The sequence below is a fragment of the Streptomyces sp. NPDC127197 genome, assembly GCF_042672405.1.
In the GTDB taxonomy this organism is placed as follows: domain Bacteria; phylum Actinomycetota; class Actinomycetes; order Streptomycetales; family Streptomycetaceae; genus Streptomyces; species Streptomyces flavusporus.
In genome coordinates, this window is the sequence record NZ_JBHXVG010000015.1 from 67,974 (window position 1) to 86,756 (window position 18,783).

General features: G+C 66.7%; 16 protein-coding genes. 8 read left to right on the forward strand and 8 right to left on the reverse strand.

The window, feature by feature from the left end:
• Nucleotides 1-370 precede the first annotated feature (370 nt).
• Nucleotides 371-7,222, forward strand: coding sequence for an RHS repeat-associated core domain-containing protein (locus ACFVJQ_RS23500; protein WP_385786490.1), 6,852 nt, complete (start codon nucleotides 371-373; stop codon nucleotides 7,220-7,222).
• 69 nt (nucleotides 7,223-7,291) lie between these two features.
• On the opposite strand, the gene ACFVJQ_RS23505 is transcribed toward ACFVJQ_RS23500, so the two are convergent.
• Nucleotides 7,292-7,933 (reverse strand): hypothetical protein, encoded by a 642-nt coding sequence (locus ACFVJQ_RS23505; protein ID WP_385786493.1) that lies wholly within the window; start codon nucleotides 7,931-7,933, stop codon nucleotides 7,292-7,294.
• Between the two features lie 222 nt (nucleotides 7,934-8,155).
• Here ACFVJQ_RS23505 and ACFVJQ_RS23510 point away from each other — a divergent pair, with 222 nt between their 5' ends.
• Nucleotides 8,156-8,287 (forward strand): hypothetical protein, encoded by a 132-nt coding sequence (locus ACFVJQ_RS23510; RefSeq protein WP_385786496.1) that lies wholly within the window; start codon nucleotides 8,156-8,158, stop codon nucleotides 8,285-8,287.
• Nucleotides 8,288-8,525: 238 nt separating this feature from the next.
• On the opposite strand, the gene ACFVJQ_RS23515 is transcribed toward ACFVJQ_RS23510, so the two are convergent.
• The 7 genes from ACFVJQ_RS23515 to ACFVJQ_RS23545 all read right to left on the reverse strand — a co-directional run bounded on the left by ACFVJQ_RS23515 (nucleotide 8,526) and on the right by ACFVJQ_RS23545 (nucleotide 12,647).
• Nucleotides 8,526-9,014: a hypothetical protein gene (locus tag ACFVJQ_RS23515; RefSeq protein ID WP_385786499.1), complete on the reverse strand. Its 489-nt coding sequence runs from the start codon at nucleotides 9,012-9,014 to the stop codon at nucleotides 8,526-8,528.
• Between the two features lie 97 nt (nucleotides 9,015-9,111).
• Nucleotides 9,112-9,336, reverse strand: coding sequence for a DUF397 domain-containing protein (locus ACFVJQ_RS23520; protein WP_385786502.1), 225 nt, complete (start codon nucleotides 9,334-9,336; stop codon nucleotides 9,112-9,114).
• Between the two features lie 568 nt (nucleotides 9,337-9,904).
• On the reverse strand, nucleotides 9,905-10,747 hold the full coding sequence (locus ACFVJQ_RS23525; RefSeq protein WP_385786505.1) for a helix-turn-helix domain-containing protein: 843 nt from the start codon (nucleotides 10,745-10,747) through the stop codon (nucleotides 9,905-9,907).
• A 15-nt stretch (nucleotides 10,748-10,762) separates the two neighbouring features.
• Nucleotides 10,763-11,278 carry a DUF6879 family protein gene (locus ACFVJQ_RS23530; protein WP_385786508.1) on the reverse strand — a complete coding sequence of 172 codons (516 nt, stop codon included), beginning with the start codon at nucleotides 11,276-11,278 and terminating at the stop codon, nucleotides 10,763-10,765.
• Nucleotides 11,265-11,492, reverse strand: coding sequence for a hypothetical protein (locus tag ACFVJQ_RS23535; RefSeq protein WP_385786511.1), 228 nt, complete (start codon nucleotides 11,490-11,492; stop codon nucleotides 11,265-11,267). The genes ACFVJQ_RS23530 and ACFVJQ_RS23535 overlap by 14 nt, the downstream gene beginning before the upstream one ends.
• A 113-nt stretch (nucleotides 11,493-11,605) precedes the next feature.
• Entirely contained in the window at nucleotides 11,606-11,788 is a 183-nt protein-coding gene (locus ACFVJQ_RS23540; protein WP_385786514.1) for a DUF397 domain-containing protein, read from the reverse strand.
• Nucleotides 11,789-11,795: 7 nt separating this feature from the next.
• The gene (locus ACFVJQ_RS23545; RefSeq protein WP_385786517.1) at nucleotides 11,796-12,647 is read right to left on the reverse strand and encodes a helix-turn-helix domain-containing protein; all 852 of its coding nucleotides are present in this window, start codon (nucleotides 12,645-12,647) and stop codon (nucleotides 11,796-11,798) included.
• Between the two features lie 227 nt (nucleotides 12,648-12,874).
• Between ACFVJQ_RS23545 and ACFVJQ_RS23550 the strand changes: the two genes are divergently transcribed.
• The 6 genes from ACFVJQ_RS23550 (at nucleotide 12,875) to ACFVJQ_RS23575 (ending at nucleotide 18,780) form a co-directional block, all read left to right on the forward strand.
• Nucleotides 12,875-13,381 (forward strand): ATP-binding protein, encoded by a 507-nt coding sequence (locus ACFVJQ_RS23550; protein ID WP_385786520.1) that lies wholly within the window; start codon nucleotides 12,875-12,877, stop codon nucleotides 13,379-13,381.
• 35 nt (nucleotides 13,382-13,416) lie between these two features.
• Nucleotides 13,417-14,343: a hypothetical protein gene (locus tag ACFVJQ_RS23555; RefSeq protein WP_385786523.1), complete on the forward strand. Its 927-nt coding sequence runs from the start codon at nucleotides 13,417-13,419 to the stop codon at nucleotides 14,341-14,343.
• Between the two features lie 190 nt (nucleotides 14,344-14,533).
• Nucleotides 14,534-15,919 carry a nitrate/nitrite transporter gene (locus tag ACFVJQ_RS23560; RefSeq protein WP_385786526.1) on the forward strand — a complete coding sequence of 462 codons (1,386 nt, stop codon included), beginning with the start codon at nucleotides 14,534-14,536 and terminating at the stop codon, nucleotides 15,917-15,919.
• A 99-nt stretch (nucleotides 15,920-16,018) separates the two neighbouring features.
• Complete coding sequence (locus ACFVJQ_RS23565; protein ID WP_385269802.1) at nucleotides 16,019-17,215, forward strand: uroporphyrinogen-III synthase; 1,197 nt, start codon at nucleotides 16,019-16,021, stop codon at nucleotides 17,213-17,215.
• 118 nt (nucleotides 17,216-17,333) lie between these two features.
• Entirely contained in the window at nucleotides 17,334-17,930 is a 597-nt protein-coding gene (locus tag ACFVJQ_RS23570) for a CGNR zinc finger domain-containing protein (RefSeq protein ID WP_385512760.1), read from the forward strand.
• Between the two features lie 328 nt (nucleotides 17,931-18,258).
• A complete protein-coding gene (locus ACFVJQ_RS23575; RefSeq protein WP_010039908.1) occupies nucleotides 18,259-18,780 on the forward strand; it encodes a sigma-70 family RNA polymerase sigma factor in 522 nt (173 codons plus the stop codon).
• Nucleotides 18,781-18,783: the final 3 nt, after the last annotated feature.

Below are 18,783 nucleotides of genomic sequence, written 5' to 3' on the forward strand. Positions count from 1 at the left end.
AGCCAATCAACCTTCCGGGTCGTAAGGGTGGTTGTCGTGAAGTGCATCAACTCAAGTGAGTCACCGTGGGCTTGGGGGGCAAAACGCCGCGAATTATTCATCAACACTCTTGATTTGACGGCTATTTGCCAGGGCAATCGACGAATTTCGCGATTGGTCGCGGAGGTGCAGTGTTTTCCGTTATCTCGGGTAGGTGGCGGACCCGGGCATCACGTGCCGCTATGGAGCACTACGCACCGTGATGGTCATCGCATCCGCACAGTCGATCTAGCGGAACTCCACAGAGGCATCACAAAATCTCCGGCATCTGATACGCCATCACGCGTGGTCCGTTCCCGGTCCCGCCTTGAGTGGTCCGGGGGGCCTCGTCGTGTTCGGTCGCTCTTCGCATGCCCGTCGCCGCCGTCTGCGTCGTCTGCGCACGGCCGTCGTACCCACCATCGGGGCCGCCCTGCTCGTGGGTCTCCTGCCCGCGCAGTCGCTGGCGCTGCCGCCCGATCCATCGGTCGCCGAAAAGGGCCGCGAGACCCTGGACCTGGAGACGCTCGCCCAGGACGAACTCGTTGCCGGCCAGGTCTTCGAGCGGGACCTGGAGTCCCTGAAGGTCGATATCCCCCCGGATCAGCAAGCGGCCCCGGCGGGCACGACGACAGCCCCGCAGCCCGACACCGGCACGGTGAGCTTCGGCGCGACGGCTTCCACCACGACCCAGGCCTCGGCCCGCACGGTCACGACCGCCCAGCCGGTCGCCCTGACCCCCGTCGACGACCTCCCCGTCAGCCTCGGGCAGGCCCCGGACCAGCCGGCCCCCACCGGCACCTGGTCCGTCCAGGTCTTCGACCGCACCGCGCCGGTGTCCCAGGGCGTCGACGGCGCCGTCGTCAAGGTGCAGGCGCCCGCGACCGGCTCGGTCCCTATTTCGGTCAAGCTCGACTATGCCAAGTTCAAGAACCTCTACGGCGCCGACTGGGCCTCCCGCCTGCGCTTCGTCCAATTCCCCGAGTGCTACCTGACCACGCCGGACGACGAGGCGTGTCAGGTGTACGAGGAACTGGAGACGACCAACGACACCAAGACCCAGTCGATCACGGCGACGGTCGACACGGCGGCGGACGGAACGGTCACCCCGGCTTCGGCGGAGAGAACCACTGCGGCCGACGGCCCGTCGATCGCCCAGGCGGCGTTCCGTACCTCGGCCACCCCTGCCGCCGCGACGGGCGACACGGCCGTCGTCGGCGCGGTGGACTCCGGCGGCGGCGCGGGCGGCACCTTCAAGGCCACGCCCCTGGTCTCCAACGGCAAGTGGGAGGCGGGCGGTTCATCGGGCGCGTTCACCTGGTCGTACCCGCTGACGATCCCGGCGGCTCCGGCCGGCCCGGCTCCCAGCATCTCCTTCAACTACAACTCCCAGACGGTGGACGGCCGTGTCGCGGTTTCCTCTCCCCAGTCCTCCTGGATCGGAGAGGGCTGGGACTACGACCCCGGCCACATCGAACGCCGCTACCGCACCTGCCAGGACGACCGCAAGGCGCTGAAGTCCGGTACGCCCAACAACACGGCCAAGAAGGACAAGACGTCCGACCTGTGCTGGGTGTCGTACAACGCGGTGATGTCGCTGGGCGGCAGGAGCGTCGAGCTGGTGCGGGACGTGGCCGCGGGCAGCAACCCTGAGACCGACACCGAGATCTACCGCCCCCAGAGCGACGACGGCACCCGCATCGAGCGCCGCACCGGCGGTACCAACGGCGACAACAACGGCGAGTACTGGATCGTCACGACCCAGGACGGCACCAAGTACTACTTCGGTCTCAACCAGGTGGGCGGCGGCCACGCCGACACGACCTCCGTTTCCACGGTCCCCGTCTTCGGTAACCACCCTGGCGAACCCTGCCACGCCACCGCCTTCGCCGACTCCCGCTGCGGTGCGGGCAAGAAGCAGGCCTGGCGCTGGGGCCTGGACAAGGTCGTCGACGTGCATGGCAACACGATGGTCGTCAACTGGAAGCAGGAGACGAATCACTACGCCGTCAAGAAGAAGTTCACGACTCCCGAACTGTACGACCGTTACGCCTACCCGAGGTCGATCGAGTACGGCATGCGCTCGTCCGATCTGACCAAGCCGTCCGCCATCGTCGAGTTCGGCGTCGAGCAGCGCTGCTTGAAGTCGGAGACGGCCTGCGACCCCGCCAACTTCGCCAAGACGGACGACCCCGGCGCCTACCGCCCTTGGTGGGACACCCCCGGCAACTTCAACTGCAAGTCGACGTCGAAGCTGTGCCCGCCCTTCCCGAGCTTCTGGACGCAGATGCGCCTGGACTCGGTGACGACGAAGGCCGCCCGCGCGGGACAGACCGGCCTCGGCAAGGTGGACACGTACGAGCTCCACCAGTCCTTCCCAGAGGACTGGTACGACACGGCCCCCGGCCTGTGGCTGAACTCGATCACCCGTCGCGGTTTCGCGCCCGGCGACACTACGGGCACCCTCCAGCACAAGGACGGCGTGAGCTTCGCCGAGTACTCGGTCGGCTCGACCTCACCCCTGCGTACCCGTCTGAAGGACCGCCAGCTTCCGAACCTTGTGCCAAGCGGCCCGAACGACCAGCGCCCCGCTTTCACCCGCCCGCGCATCGGCACGGTCGCCACGGAGTACGGCGGTGACATCGAGGTCGAGTACAAGGGCGGCTGCGCCACCGAGCCGTCCGAGGACAAGGGCGAGAGGAACGGCACCTGTTACCCCGTCCGCTGGTCGCCCGACGGTGACGAGAAGACACCCGCGAAGTCCTGGTTCAACAAGTACGTTGTCGACTCCGTGACCGAGACCGACAAGGTCACCTCCCACGGCAAGCCCGTCCACACGACGTACGAGTACTCGGAACCAGCCTGGGCCAAGAGCGACGACGAGTTCACCCGCCCGTCCCTGCACACGTTCAGCGTCTGGCGCGGCTACCGCCAGGTAGCCGTCACCAAGGGCAGCAGAACCAGCAACCAGCTGAACTTTCCGCAGGCCCAGTCGTACTCCGAGACCCGGTACTTCCAGGGCGTGGGCGGGACGGTCAAGGACTCCACGGACAAGTACACGCTGCTCGCCGACGACGCACCGCAGTACGCGGGCATGACGGCGGAGACCATCACCTACCGGGACGCCGACAAGCGGATCCACAAGCGCACGCTCAACTACCCCTGGTCGAAGCAGACCGCGTCCCGCGCGCGGGAGGCCGAGAACGGCACGGACATGGATCCGCTGCTCGCGCACCGCAGAGGGATCGAGCGTACGGAGGAGATCCAGCCGGTCGACAGCAGCTGGCGGGCTGTCCGGACTCTGACGACGGTTGACGACACATACGGCCTGCCGATCCAGGTGGAGACCGCCGTGGTCAAGCCGAACGGCAGCACCGGTGAGACCCTCTCCGACCAGACCTGTACCAAGACGTCGTATGTGCACAACACGTCCGCGTGGCTGATCGGTCTGCCGAAGGAGCAGCGCAGTACGGGCACATCCTGTGCGGCCCACGACACGGCGGACCCGGCGACCAAGCTCATCAAGGCGGTGCGGAACAGCTACGACGACCTGGGATACGGAGAGACGCCGACGAAGGGGCTGGTCACCTCCACTGCCGGGGTCAACGGCGCGGGAACTTCGTACTCGGTCGTCACCAAGACCACGTACGACCCACTGGGCCGCATCCGTACCATCACCAAGCCGGAGGTCGGTACCACAGAGACGCAGTACACGCCTGGGGATACGGGCGGGCCGGTCACCTCGGTGAAGACGATCAACGCCAAGGGCCACGGCGTCATCACGACCTTCGACCCGGGCCGCAGCCTGGCACTGACGGTCACCGACGCCAACGGCCGGGTCATGCGCAACGAGTACGACGCCCTCGGCCGCCTGGTGAAGGGCTGGTCGCCGTCGCGTTCCTCGGGCGGCAAGTCCCCGGACGTGGAGATCGCGTACCAGGCGGCGGTGGCCACCTCCGCCGAGACCAGGCCGGCCGCTGTCACCACGAAGACGCTGAAGGACGATGGTACGTACAGCCGTCAGGTGACGATCTACGACGGCCTGATGCGCCAGGTCCAGACCCAGTCCGAGGCGCACGGCCCCGGCCGGATCATCACCGACACGAAGTACGACGACCATGGCCTGGTCGGTGAGCAGACGAGCGGCTACCTCGCGAAGGGCGAGCCGGCGGCCGAGTTGTTCGCGCCGAGATCGAAAGCGCTGATTCCTAGCCGGGTCCAGTACGGCTACGACGGTCTGGAACGGCCGTCGATCCAGCTGACGTACCACGGCGATGCCTACCGGTACGCGTCGTACACCTTCTACGACGACACCAGCGCCTTCACGGACCCGGTGGGTTCGACCGCCCCTCAGACGCGCACGTACACCGACGCCCTCGGCCGGGTCACCGCGATCCGCCACTACAAGGACAACGTCGCCTCGACCAACTGGGACCCCGCCACCTCCGAGAGCAGCGGCCGCAAGACGTCGTACGAGTACGACGCCCGCGGCTACCGCACGAAGGTAACCGACCCGGCAGGCAACACCTGGACCTACACGTACGACGCCCGGGGCCGCGTGACGTCGACCAACGACCCGGACACCGGCAGGACGGAGACCTGGTACGACGACGCCGACCGCCCGGTCAAGGTGACGGACGCCAAGTCGCGGACGACGTACACGGAGTACGACGAGCTCGGCCGGGTCACGCTCGTCCGTGAGGGCTCGGCAACCGCCGCCCCGGTCAAGTCGTTCACGTACGACAGCCTGCCGGGCGCGCTGGGCCAGCCGGTCGCCTCGACTCGGCACACCGTGAACGGCGACTACATCAACCGCGTCACCGGCTACGACATCGAGTACCGGCCCACGGGCAGCGAGACGGTGATTCCGGCCAACTCGATGACGACGGGTGTCTCCGGCACGTACACGTACACGTACACCTACACCCAGACCGGCAAACCCCAGTCGATCACGGTGCCTGCGGCGGGCGGCCTGGCACGAGAGAAGGTCGTCACCCGCTACAACGGCGACGGCTTGGCCGAGTCGACCTCTGGCCTCGCCTGGTACACGTCCGACGCGACCTACTCGCCGTATGGCGAGGTTCTGCGCACGGTGTCCGGTGCCCAGCCCTACCGGGTGTGGACGACCAACTTCGTTGACCCGCACACGGGCCGCCTCCAGCGCACGGTCGCCGACCGCGAGACCTCCGGCCCGCACCGCATCACGGACAGCTACTACTCGTACGACCTGTCCGGCACCATCACGTCGAACGCCCGCAAGCTGTCGGAGGCTTCGGGCGCTACGTGGGACACCCAGTGCTTCACGTACGACGTGATGGGCGAGCTGGTGAACGCCTGGACGTCGAACATCACCCCGGCCGGCAACGCCACCGGCTGCAAGGCGTCGAACGGCACGACGTGGGGCTATCGCACCGACTACCGGAACTCCTCCGGCCCGGTGGCCCATGCTCCGGACACGGCGGGCGACAAGTCGAGCCCGGACGCTTCTTTGTCGTCGACCTTGGCGGCCACGGCTCCCGACGCGACGACCGTGGCCACGGGCGCGACGGCATACCACCAGTCGTTCACCTTCGACTGGCTGGGCAACCGCGCCACGCTGACGGAACATGATCCGGCGGACGCGACCAAGAACGTCATCTACACGTACGGCTACGCCACCACCGCGCAGCCGCACACGATGAAGTGGATCAGCTCCAACCCGTCGGGCAAGGGCAGCAGCTACTCGTACGACGCGGTGGGCAACACCGAGATCCGTTCCCTGTCCGCCACCACGCAGAACCTGACCTGGACGTCCGAGAACAAGCTCGACACGATCACCGACGACGGCAAGAAGACAACGTACGTCTACGACGCCGCCGGCAACCGCATCCTGGAGAACTCACCGTCGGGCTCGACGCTCTACCTGGGCGAGACCGAGGTGACGACGAACGCCACGGGCGCCATCATCCGGGCCTCCCGTTCCTATGCGCAGTCAGGCGCCCCGACGGTCGTTCGCACCGCAAACAACGCCTCCACGACGGGCCACAAGCTGAACGTTCTGCTCGCCGACCACCTGGGAACGGCGGACACGACGGTGGTGCTGTCGAGCGGCCAGCCGGTCACCCGCCGCGCGTTCAAGCCGTACGGCGAACTGCGCGGCTCGAAACCGGCCGAATGGCCCAACAAGCGAGGCTACCTGGGCGTCGGAATCGACGACGCGGCAACGGGTCTTACTCACATAGGCGCCCGCGAGTACGACCAGAACTCCGGCCGTTTCCTGTCGGCGGACCCAATCATGAACCTCGCGGATCCGCTGCAGATGAACGGGTACGCGTACAGCAACAACAGCCCGGTCAGCAAGAGCGACCCCACCGGGCTGTGCCCTTACATTGACTGCCCGACCCGTCCCAGCCCTGGTGCCGAAAACACCACTCCGGGGCACGTTCCAGGCAAAAAGAAGAATTCCCAGAATTATCAAGCGGCCCTGGACGCTGGCAACGTCACCCCATCTGTCGTTACGAAGAAGTACCAGGAGGTTTACCCGCACGTCTTTGTTGAGCGTAATTGGAAGTACGCCAACCAGTACGGGCACATCCTTAACCAGGTAATCGACAACTACTGCAAGTACGCGCTGGGACCGTGTCTGGCTGGAGCAGAGACCCCAGAAGCAGCCCAAATGGATAAGCAGCAGCTGGCACTGTTGAAATTCCGAGCCTGTGCGATTCTTGGGCGCAATAGCGGATGCATGGGTAAGGTCGCGTCCCTGGGCATGGCTGCAGCGGCAGTCTTCGGATTGACGGGAGGGGGAAGCGGCGAAGGTGTTGGCGGCCTGGGTGGCATCAGGCTGACCGACGCACAAGGACTTTCAGCAGCGAAGGCGGCAGCGAAGAATTTCGATAAACCAGGTGGCACGAATGGTGCACTCTACGTCGAAGGGCATGATGACCCGATTGCCTTGTCGTCAGGAAGTCAAAATCTCGCAGACGGATTCGTGCGACCTCCGGGTGCCAACACGTCAAACTATCATCATGCTGAGACGCAAGCAGCAGCTCTAATGCGAGATAAGCGTTGGAGTAATGCGCATCTCTATATCGATCAAGACTATATATGCGGACGGTGCTTCGATCATCTTGATCGCATGATCCCGGAAAATGCAACGCTGAAGGTTACATATCGCGATTCGGCGGGCAGGGTTCGAACCGAAACATTCGGTGTCGGGGAATAATTTAGGCGCTTTCCTCGGATGCACGCCGAGGAAAGCGTCACAATTTTCTATCGCCTAGAGTCGGAGGTGCTAGTACCAGTCAATCTCTGGGATATCATTTAGGTAGGATAGTGCCGAAGATGTGGTAGCGCCGATCTGCACCTCGCTGTGACCAGGCTTATTTCCCCACGGGGCCCGGTCCTCCATTGCGGGACCAATGTCTGCAATCAGGGTTTCACTCATGAAGATCCGGTGTCCTGGACGCGGCCACTGCCATCCGCCGAAGGCGACTTCCGTCATCGGGGCGACGATCTCGGCGATTTGGGTATCCTCTACCGAATCGCAGGATCTTGTGTGCGGGGCGTTGTGAGCGGCCTCATTCATGGCGTTGTGGGTTAGGAATTCTGGCAGGCTTTCTGGTAGCTCCACCCATTCTCCGTAAAGCCGTCCCTCGTACACATCCATTGGGCTTTCTGGATCGAATGCCCAAATTGCATCGCCGGGATCAGTCATGAATATGGCCTTACCATCCCGCATGATGATCTCGTCTGGTGTCAAGATTTTTTTGAGTCTTACGAGAGGGGTAGACCACCTTGTCGACAGCTCGTGCCACGCCTGCAGTGGTGCGGGCAATTGTGTATATCCCCTCCCTCCGATCTCTGGGCTGCGGTCGGGTTTGCCGTACCACTTCGTGATGAATTGGTGCAATTCGATGCTCGCGGGATCGATCATACGTTGATTATGGCACAGTAGTGCGCGGCGCGCATGATCAATTTGTTCGCGGAGAATGTTACTAACCAAAACGAGGCAAGTGGTGTTAGGGCTAGCGGTCCTGAATGCTGTAGTCCATGGCAGGCGCGAGTGCGCAGAGGTGCGGCAAGAAAATTCCGAGTTGATTACGGAGGTAATGGAAAATCTTTCCTTTGGGGGCGAGTGTGGCCAGCTGAAGGGTTCTTGATCTACGGCACCGCACAGGTCAGCGCCGAGCGGGTGTCCGGCTATCTGACCATCACCCAACCGAGCGAGATCGCCATGTACGAGCGGGCCTTCACTGAGCTGGGCGAACTCGCCGTCCACGGCTCCTAGGCCCGTCAGTTGACCAGGGTGGCCTTCAGCTCGCTGAGCTGAAGGCGTAGAAGTTCGTGCAATCAGTTGGAGCCTGACTCCACGCGGCTCCTGGCGTGTTGGAAGGCTGCCGGACGCCCTCGCTCCCGCTCCTCACGCCCAAGCCCGGCGGGGTTCGGGCTGCTCCTCGCACCAGGGGTGCCGCCGCAGCTCGTTGAGATCACTGGCTTCGACCCCGTGCGGCCAGTGGGCCCGAGATTCATTTCGGTGGGTCCGGACAGGCCAGTTCGGGCTTCGAGTGGTTCGGGGAGCACGTAACCAGTGCCAAGGACAGGTACGAGGGACGTTCGAGGTAGAAGCCGTACGACACGTCCCTGCCAGATTCCAGTCGGTCGGCAGCAGAGTTGATGAGCACGGCCAGTCGGGTGGTGCCCCGTTCCCGCTCGGAGGCAAACCGGTGCATGTACTCGGTCAGTCGTTCCGTGAGCCAGGCCGCCGCGTCCTTCGCCTCGTCCCACGTTCCACGCACGAGTGAACGCGGCTTGATGAGCCAGTACGCCGTTTCCAGGGGTGGCAGGTCGGAGGTCGGGAACTCTGCCGTCACTTCCCGGTAGCGCTGGAGCAGGCGTTCTCCGGCGGGGTCGTTGAAGGCCGGCGGGGGCGGAGGCTCAGGATGCGGAGGTCGGCGAAGCGCCTCCTGATCAAAGCGCTCTTTCGGGCCGGTCCACAGATAGCCGTGGTGGTGCACCTGTTGTTCCCGTTCAGTGTCGGCAGCCGATGAGTCAGCAGGGCCCAGCCCAAAGGAAGGAACGGGGGTGAGCTGGGCCCTGCTGGGGGGAGGAGGGTCAGACGTTCAAGCCGAAGCGCACCGGGTCGACCCCGGCCGCGTCCAGCTCTGCCGTGGTGAACCGCAGAGGCTGTGCGTCCGGCTGCTTGCTGTCACCAAGGGCCCACGCGTCCTCGCCGATCCAGGCCAGGGTCACGCACCCCTCGGTGCAGGGGCCGCCGCACGCCTTCACGAACGAGGCCCCGCTGATGTCGAGCGCGTACAGATCACTTCCGTCCAGCATCACTGCACCTTCCTGCTCAACTGATCGCGGCCATGACTGACCGCCGCCGCCCACCAGGACGGGAGTTCATAGGAGGAGAGGCAGAAGCCTCAGCTACCGGAGCCGGTACCGCGTTCAGTGCAGCGTCGGCACTGACACGGAGGCCATTCCGTCGTGATCAGGGGCGGAAGGCCATCGGTCGTGAACACGGCCCGCTCAGGCCCCCAGGTCTGCCCGGAGTCATGAGAGACCCGCATGGTCATCAAGGGACGGTCGGCGAAGAGATTTGAGCCCGTTCCCTTGCTCATGACGCGTGCGCCTCTGCGTGGTGCTGACGCATCCGTACGTTGGCGTCGGATACGGCGCTGTAGTCACCGATGGACCGGGCGTTCTGCCTGGCGACCACAAAGGACAGGCACTCGGCACAGCCAGGTACGGCGGAGGGCTCGGTAGGCAGCTCGGTCCGGCCGCAATCCTGCGGCTTCTGCGTCTCCATACGTCGTCTCCACGGCTGATCGGCTCTCGGTGCAACGAACGTATGGAGAGAGCGGGTTGCCAATCCACGGACTTGCATGAGCTTGCGCAGCGATCACCCGATGGTGTCGATAGCGGCGGTGATGAGCGACCTGGCCTGTGCGCCGTACACGGCAATGGCGGACAATTCGGCGAACGTCTTCGCGTACTCCGCTATCTCGCTGGGTTGGGTGATGGTCAGGTGCGCGGAGACGAGTTCCACGTTGACCTGTGCGTCGTCGTACATGGTGAACGATTCAACAGGCCATCCTGCACCGCGCGGTGTGCCGAGAGGGATGACGCCCAGGCTGACGGAAGGGAGCGACGCGACAGAGATCAGGTGGCCGAGTGCTCCGGCCATGGTGTCGTTGTCGCCGAGGACCGTGCGCAGTACCCATTCCTCGACGAGCATGGCGAACCGGTGGTCGCCGGAGTGCAGGATGTGCTGCCGGTCCATGCGGACGGCCACGGCGTCGTCGATGTCGTCGGGCACGTCTCGGAGATGGGCCACGGTGCTCAGTACGGCGCGGGTGTAGGCGGCCGACTGGAGCAGGCCCGGAATCACCCAGGATTGGTAGACGCGGAAGCGGCGGGTGCGCTCGAAGAGCGGCGCCACAGACTGCTGTACGCGCCGCAGGCCCGCCCGCTCCATGCGCCGCCATTGGACGTACGCGCCCTCAATACCACGTGCCGTGGCGATCAGGTCGGCGGTTTGGTTCTGGGCGGCGCAGAGCGTCGTGTACGTTCGAATGTCCGCGTCTGACGGGTGTGTGCGCCCGTTCTCAAGTCGCGAGCACTTCGACTCGTGCCAGTCGGCGCGCCGGGCCAGCTCCCGTGCGGTAAGGCCGGCGTCCTTGCGAATCTCGCGAAGACGCCGACCAAGGGCCTGCCGTGCCTGCTGAACACTGGATGAAGTCACGCCGAGGATTGTGGATCAGACGAGCCTGTAGGCCGCGTGCGGCACCGCCAGGGCCCAGACGGCCTCGAACGCATCCGCACACAGCTTCACGACGGCCGGATCGTCAGTGAACTCCTCATCGTTCGACGCCAGTTCGCCATCGCCGGCGAAGTGGTGGAAGACCACCGAGCTGTAGTCGAAGAGCCAGAAGTCGTTCCCGGGCAGGGCCAGCCCGGACGCGCGACGGCGAGGCAGCCAGCGCACTTGCTCACCCGCCTCCACGTTGGGGCCGGTCAGATGGTGCTCGAATCGGATGTAGTCCGACACGGGCTCCGACACGATCCGGGCCCTGCGTACCTCAACCCCCTGGGCCATGAGGTCGGCGACGAGCCGTAGCCACGGCCGACGCTCCGGGTCGCTGTCGGCGGGATCGTTACGGACACCGTTCTGCCAGGCGACGAACCGAGGGTCGGAGCGCATGTACTCGTCGCGCATCTCCAGATGGACGGCGGACCGGGTGCAGCGCCGCAGCCGGTCCTCAAGAGTCGGCACCGCCACGGTTCTTCACCCCCGGGAAGAACCGCACCATCCGCTTCGGGATCTCGATCACGTCCTCGTGGCCGGGAAGGTCCAGCTGCGAGCGCCGGGCCTCATCGACCACCTTCCAGCCCTGCACCAGGTAGGTGCCCTTTTCGTCGTCGAGGTAGATGGTGGGCGATTTGCCGTCCGGGCTCTCGGGATCCTGGCCAAGTTTGATCAGAGCCATCGCTGCCTCCTTGTCGTTGGGCGCCTGTGCTCGATCTTGTGCCCAACGCCGATCGGAGGCCAGGAACTTGCAAGAACTTGCGCCCTGATCACCCGAGCGAGTGTGCCTCGTGCTCAGCGCCGTGCGTCCGCCACATGCGAGAGGAAGTCCGCCCAAGCGGTGGACTGGAGGGTGAGGCAGGGGCCGGCCGGGTTCTTGGAGTCGCGGATGTGGATGGTGGCGAGGGTGGTGGCTATCTCGACGCAGTTCGAGGCGTCGGGGCTGTAAGTGGACTTCTTCCAGTGGAGTTCGGACATGGTTCCCTCAGACGGTCTGGGCGATGCGGTGGATCAGGTCACGGGACTCTGCGGGTTTGAGGGCGTTCGCCTCCATACGGTCGAGTACGAGACGGTACTTGTCCAACTGGGCCTCGGCGTCCAGGAACTCGCAGCCGTGATGGGTGTCCAGCTGAACAGTGTCCAGCTGAGGAACCGGCCCCACCAGATAGTCGACGGACTGTCCGGTGCCGGGAAATGAGCCCTTTCCGAACGGGATCACCCTTACGGTGATGTGACCCAGCTCGCTCATGTCCAGTAGGTGCTGGAGCTGAGCGCGCACCGTAGCGGGGCCGCCGTATCCCATGTGCAGTGCGCACTCGTGGATCACCGCCGTGTACGGGGGCGGGCTTTCGCGGTGGAGGACTCCCTGCCGCTTGATCCGGTGACTGACTCGATGCTCGATCTCGTACTGCCGCAAGGGCGGCACCGCCTCCTTGAAGAGGGCGCGCGCATGGTCGGTCGTCTGGAGCAGCGCGGGGATGTGGATGACCAGCGCCACGCGCAATGTCGCCGCGTGGTGTTCCAACTCGGCCAGGTCGATGAGGCCGACGGGCAGGTGATCGCGGTAGTCGTCCCACCAGCCTCGTGTCGGTCGCCGGGCCATCGCGGCTAGGGCGTCAACGAGTTGAGTGTCTCCGCAGTCGTATGCGCGCGCGAGGGAGCGGATGCGGTCTGCGCTAAGGGAGCTGCGACCTGTCTCGATCATGCTGACTCGCCCCTGGTTGACGCCGAGCCGTGCGGCTGCGCCCGTGGCTGTGAGCCCCGCTCGCTCGCGGAGTTTTCGCAGTTCAGCACCCAGGCGGCGCTGGCGCAGGGTGGGAGTGCTGGTGGGTGGCAAGGCTCCTCCTTTCGGGCCGCAGCGCGGCGCTCGGGTACCTCACAAGAGGTAATGAGAGGTGTACTTCTCTCGACTCCTTGAGAAGTATCTCTCCTCCCGCGCTAGCGTAAGTGCTGTACCGCTCAACTCCCCGCGTCCATAAGCCGGAAGCGCACCACTTCAGGCACTGCCACCGCAGGGCGAAGCCGTTGGGCGAGTTCAAGTCCTCTTCCTCCCGGAGGTGTTCCATGGTCACCGTAGCCCTGCCCAACACCTGGGTGTACGCCCTCCGTCTGCCGCATGACCCACGCGCCGCACGTGTCGCACGTATGACCGTGCGGGCAGCGCTCGACGGGCACGGCATGCATGAAGTCCTGGATGTCGTCGAGCTGTTGACCTCCGAGTTGGTCAGCAACGCGTACCGGCATACGCACGGCCCCGCCTCGCTGCGGCTGACCGCACTCGGCGACGGGCGATTGCGGGTCGGAGTCTGGGACAGTCACCCGCATGTCCCCGCCCCTTTCGGCAAGTCGCCCAGGGATCGGGTCCGGCCCGCTCCCGTGGACGCCGACAGCGGACGCGGGCTGCACCTCGTGCAGCAGTACGCCGATGCGTGGGGCGGCTGGCCGCTCGGGGACGGCCCGCTCAACCGGGGTGCCGGAAAGCTGCTGTGGTTCGAGGTGGGCTCTCGACCGGCGGAGCGTGGTTCCGCAGCCACAGACTCGTGTGGAAAACTGCCCACGTTGCGCAAGTGAACAGGGCGGCCCAAGCGGCGGGGGAGTTGGTTGCGGTGAGCAAGCGGCAGGTGCAGAAGATGCTGCAGTTGATGGCCGGGGGTGGGCCGGTTCAGCTCACCAGTCCCATGGCCTCCGTGAAGAAACTCGCCCGGCTCGCCTTCATCGCCCAGCAGTTCGGGTACGAGTACGCGGATGCACGGCAGACCGGCTCCCGCAACAACGCGCTCGTGATGATGATCGTGCCCGACCCCAGTCCCCACGCCCGTGCGCGGGCCGCGCAGAACTGGGCGCAGTATCCGAACGCCGGCGACGGCGTCTCGCTGCCGCCCCTTGTGCCGGACGCCCTCGAGCTCCTCAAGGCGCGGATCAACTTCGATCTCACCGGCCGGCACTCCGAGAAGCAGCGGCTGGGGTACGCGGCGATCGCCATCACTGTCGGGTCCTTTGTCGTCATCGTGAACGTCGGCGGGGACACCGGCCTCCTCATCGGCGGGATCATGTGGGCCGTGACCATGGGCCTGCTCGGTTTCGCGCTCACCTGGGGCCGGAAGCGCAACGCCAAGTTCGCCGCCCTTCTCCAGGCCGCCGGGTTCGCGCCGATCACCGACGAGAGCGGGCGGCTGCGGTATCTGCCGCCGGGGGCGCAGCTTCCGGGGCACGGGAATCCGTTCGCGAGTGGGCCGTACGGGGGGTCGGCCGGTGGGCCGTACGGCGGTCAGCCGGGTGCGCCCGGTGGTTACGGGCAGCAGCAGGCGCCGGGGCCGTACGTCCCTCCGCCCGCGTCCGGGACGCCGGGGCCCTACGCCCCTCCGCCCGCATCCGGGCCGTACCCCGCCGCCCCCCAGGCCCAGCCCCAGCCGGGGCCCCAGTCATACGGCCCCCCTCAGCCGTATCCACAGCAGTCACCTCAGCCCCACCAGCCCCAGGCCCACCACCCTCAGCCCCAGCAAAACCCCCACTGGCAGCCCCCACAGCACTGACCCGGCACCAACCCGGCACCACCCCCAGGCCACCCCGCGCCGAAGAAACCTCTCATCCCACCCCCGCCCAGGGTGAGAGCAAAGTTCCTTTCCGGTCACCCACAGCCACAGACCGGAAACGCGCCCTCCCTACCTTCGGGACTCAACCGCTCAGAGCAGTACCCGAGTCCCGGAGCACCGTGGAGGCGTCATGACAGCCCCGAGTACAGCCCCCGCACCCCCGAGCAGGGGCGGCCGCTGGATCCAGCACTGGGATCCGGAGGACGAGACCTTCTGGAACGAGACGGGTGAGAAGGTCGCCCGGCGGAACCTGTTCTTCTCCGTTCTCTCCGAGCACATCGGGTTCTCGATCTGGACCCTCTGGTCCGTGATGGTGCTCTTCATGGGGCCGGAGTACGGGCTCACCCCCGCCGACAAGTTCACGATCGTCTCGATGGCCACGCTGGTCGGCGCCATCGTCCGGGTGCCGTACACCTTCGCCGTCGCCATCTTCGGTGGCCGGATGTGGACGGTCATCTCGGCGAGCCTGCTGCTCCTGCCGACGGTCGCCGCGTTCGCCGTGATGGAGCCGGGGACGTCGTTCACCACGTTCCTGCTGTGCGCGATGCTGGCCGGTGTCGGTGGCGGGAACTTCGCCTCCAGCATGACCAACATCAACGCCTTCTTCCCCCTCCGTAAGAAGGGGTGGGCGCTCGGTCTGAACGCCGGCGGCGGCAACATCGGCGTGCCCGTGGTGCAGCTCGTCGGTCTCGCGGTCATCGGCGCCAGTGGCGGCCCGCGCCTGCTGCTCGGGATCTACATCCCGTTCATCGTGATCGCCGCCGTCCTCGCGTGGCTCAAGATGGACAGCATCTCGTCCGTCAGGAACGACACCGGCGCAGCCAAGGACGCCGCGAAGGACGCCCACACCTGGATCATGTCCTTCCTCTACATCGGCACCTTCGGTTCGTTCATCGGCTACAGCTTCGCCTTCGGGCTGGTCCTCCAGACCCAGTTCGGCCGTACGCCGCTGCAGGCCGCCTACGTCACCTTCATCGGCCCGCTGCTCGGCTCCCTGATCCGCCCGCTGGGAGGCGCGCTCGCCGACCGGTTCGGCGGCGCGAAGATCACGCTGTGGAACTACGTCGCCATGGCCGCCGCCACCGCGGTCATCATCGTGGCCTCGATGCAGAAGTCGCTGCCGCTGTTCACCACCGCGTTCATCGCCCTGTTCGTCCTGTCCGGTCTCGGCAACGGCTCGACGTTCAAGATGATCCCCGGCATCTTCCACAACAAGGCCCTCGCCAAGGGACTCACCGGTGAGGAGGCCGCCGCCTACGGCCGCCGGCTGTCCGGCGCCTCCATGGGCCTCATCGGCGCGGTGGGCGCGCTCGGCGGGCTCGGGATCAACCTGGCCTTCCGCCAGTCGTTCCTGAGCGTGGGCTCCGGCACCGGCGCCTTCGTCGCCTTCCTGGCCTTCTACGGCCTGTGCTTCGTGGTCACCTGGGCCGTATACCTTCGCCGCCCGGCCGCCCCGGAGACCGACGCCACACCGGCCTCGGAGGCGAAGCCGCAGCTCAGCTACGCCGAGGTGTGACGTAACACGGGCGACATCGAGCCGAACCGAGCCTGTCACGCACCGTTGACAGGCTCGATCGGCATGTAGGTGCAACGACTCGAGTGCGGGACGAGAGTTATGTACGAGCAACAACAGCGACCGGATCAGCCGGCGAGGCAGGCGGCGGACATGGTGGGACAGCGGGCGGAACACGGGCCCCTCGCCGGGTTCACCGTGGGTGTGACGGCCGCGCGCCGGGCCGACGAACTCGGGGCGCTGCTGCAGCGGCGCGGCGCCGCCGTCCTGCATGCTCCCGCCCTGCGCATCGTGCAGCTCGCCGACGACAGCGAGCTGCTCGCCGCCACCAAGGAGCTCATCGACCGCGTACCGGATGTGGTCGTGGCCACCACCGCGATCGGTTTCCGGGGCTGGGTCGAGGCCGCCGACGGGTGGGGGCTCGGGGAGGCGCTCCTGGACCGGCTGCGCGGGGTGGAGCTGCTCGCGCGCGGGCCGAAGGTGAAGGGGGCGATCCGGGCCGCGGGGCTGACCGAGGAGTGGTCGCCGTCCTCCGAATCCATGGCCGAGGTGCTCGACCGGCTGCTGGAGGAGGGCGTCGACGGGCGGCGGATCGCCGTACAACTGCACGGGGAGCCGCTGCCCGGGTTCGTGGAGTCGCTCAGGGCGGGCGGGGCCGAGGTCGTCGGCGTTCCCGTCTACCGGTGGATGCCGCCGGAGGATCTCTCGCCGGTCGACCGGCTGCTGGACGCCACCGTCTCGCGCGGGGTGGACGCGCTCACCTTCACCAGCGCGCCGGCCGCCGCGTCCCTGCTGTCCCGGGCCGAGGAGCGCGGGCTGCTGCCCGAACTGCTCGCCGCGCTCCACCACGACGTGCTGCCGGCCTGCGTCGGGCCGGTCACCGCGCTGCCGTTGCAGGCCCGCGGCGTCGACACGGTGCAGCCCGAGCGTTTCCGGCTGGGTCCCCTCGTACAGCTGCTGTGCCAGGAGCTGCCCGCGCGGGCGCGGTCGCTGCCGATCGCCGGGCACCGGGTGGAGATCCGCGGGCATGCGGTGCTGGTGGACGGCGACCTCAAGCCCGTACCGCCCGCCGGGATGTCACTGCTGCGCGCGCTGTCCCGGCGGCCCGGCTGGGTGGTCGCGCGTTCCGAGCTGCTGCGCGCGCTGCCCGGCGCCGGCCGGGACGAGCACGCCGTGGAGACGGCGATGGCCCGGCTGCGTACGGCGCTGGGGGCGCCGAAGCTGATCCAGACCGTCGTCAAGCGCGGCTACCGGCTCGCCCTCGATCCGGCTGCCGACGCCAAGTACGCCGACGTCTGACGGCCGGATCGAGCACGGCGAGAAGCGCTCGGTACGCGGGGTTCCGGTCGCCGCGGCGGGCAGGCACTGTGAGAGGGAACGGTTCCTCAGCCTCCCCCGGCTAGGCGGTGACGCGCGCATGGCACTGGGTACGGCCCCGGCCCCGTACGAGCTGCGGTTCGACGCCGGGCGGATCTGTCTGGACCTGCTGGCGACCACCCACCCGGTGGAACGGCTCGGCTCCGTCGAGGTGCTGCGCGCCTGGATCACCGGGTCGGGGCTCGTCCCGCCCGGCACCCCGCTGGCGCACGCCGACGCCTCCTGGCTGGTCGGCGTCCGCGAACTGCGCGCCCACGTCGGCCAGTTGGTGCACGGCACGCTGTCGACCACGACCCGGCCGTACGATCTCGCGCTCGCCCGCGTCAACGAACTCGCCCGCACCGCACCACCGGCGCCGCGCGCCCTGCGCGCCGAGGACGGCACGCTCGTACGGGAGTTGGACGGGCCCCCTGAGTGCGCCGCACTGCTCGGTGCGATCGCCCGGGATGCCGTGGAACTGCTCACCGACCCCGTCGCCCGGGCGAGCCTGCGGCAGTGTGCGGGCGACAACTGCCCGATCGTCTACCTCGACACGTCCCGGGGCCGGCGCAGGCGCTGGTGTTCCAGTGAGGTGTGCGGGAACCGGGAGCGGGTCGCCCGGCATCGGCGTCGCACGGCCGCACTCACTCGTGGCTGACGGTCCCTTATCTGCCTTATGTGGCATGTCGGTTGGTGTGCCGTCGAAGTGATTTCGACAACATCGCGTTTCGGACTCCGGACGCCCCGCCGCCGTAACGATCTTGCCAGTGTGGCGAAAATGTGAAGGTCGGGCGGGGGGATTGTGCACCCATGTCCCGCTCGTCACGTCACTCCGAAGAAAAATGTCATCTCACTTTGAACACACAACGGCCTGCGTTCGTACCCGGTGTTGAGCGACCGACTGGGGGAACCCCCGGACACCGGAGGTGGGCGTGCGCAAGGATGCGGCCGTGGCCAATGAACGTGGATCGAGGGCCCGACATCGCATGTCCCAGCCCTCGGAACCCGACGAGGAGCTGATGCGTGCGCTGTATCGAGAGCACGCCGGACCGCTGCTCGCGTACGTGCTGCGCCTGGTCGCCGGAGACCGGCAGCGCGCCGAGGACGTCGTGCAGGAGACGCTCATCCGTGCCTGGAAGAACGCCGGTCAGCTCAACCGAGCGACCGGATCGGTACGCCCCTGGCTGGTGACGGTCGCCCGGCGCATCGTCATCGACGGCCACCGCAGCCGGCAGGCCCGGCCGCAGGAGGTCGACCCGTCGCCGCTGGAGGTCATCCCCGCGGAGGACGAGATCGACAAGGCGCTGTGGCTGATGACGCTGTCGGACGCACTCGACGACCTGACCCCGGCCCACCGGGAGGTGCTCGTCGAGACGTACTTCAAGGGGCGTACCGTCAATGAGGCGGCAGAGACGCTGGGCATACCCAGTGGCACCGTGCGTTCACGGGTGTTCTACGCCCTGCGTTCGATGAAGCTGGCACTGGAGGAGCGGGGGGTGACGGCGTGATGA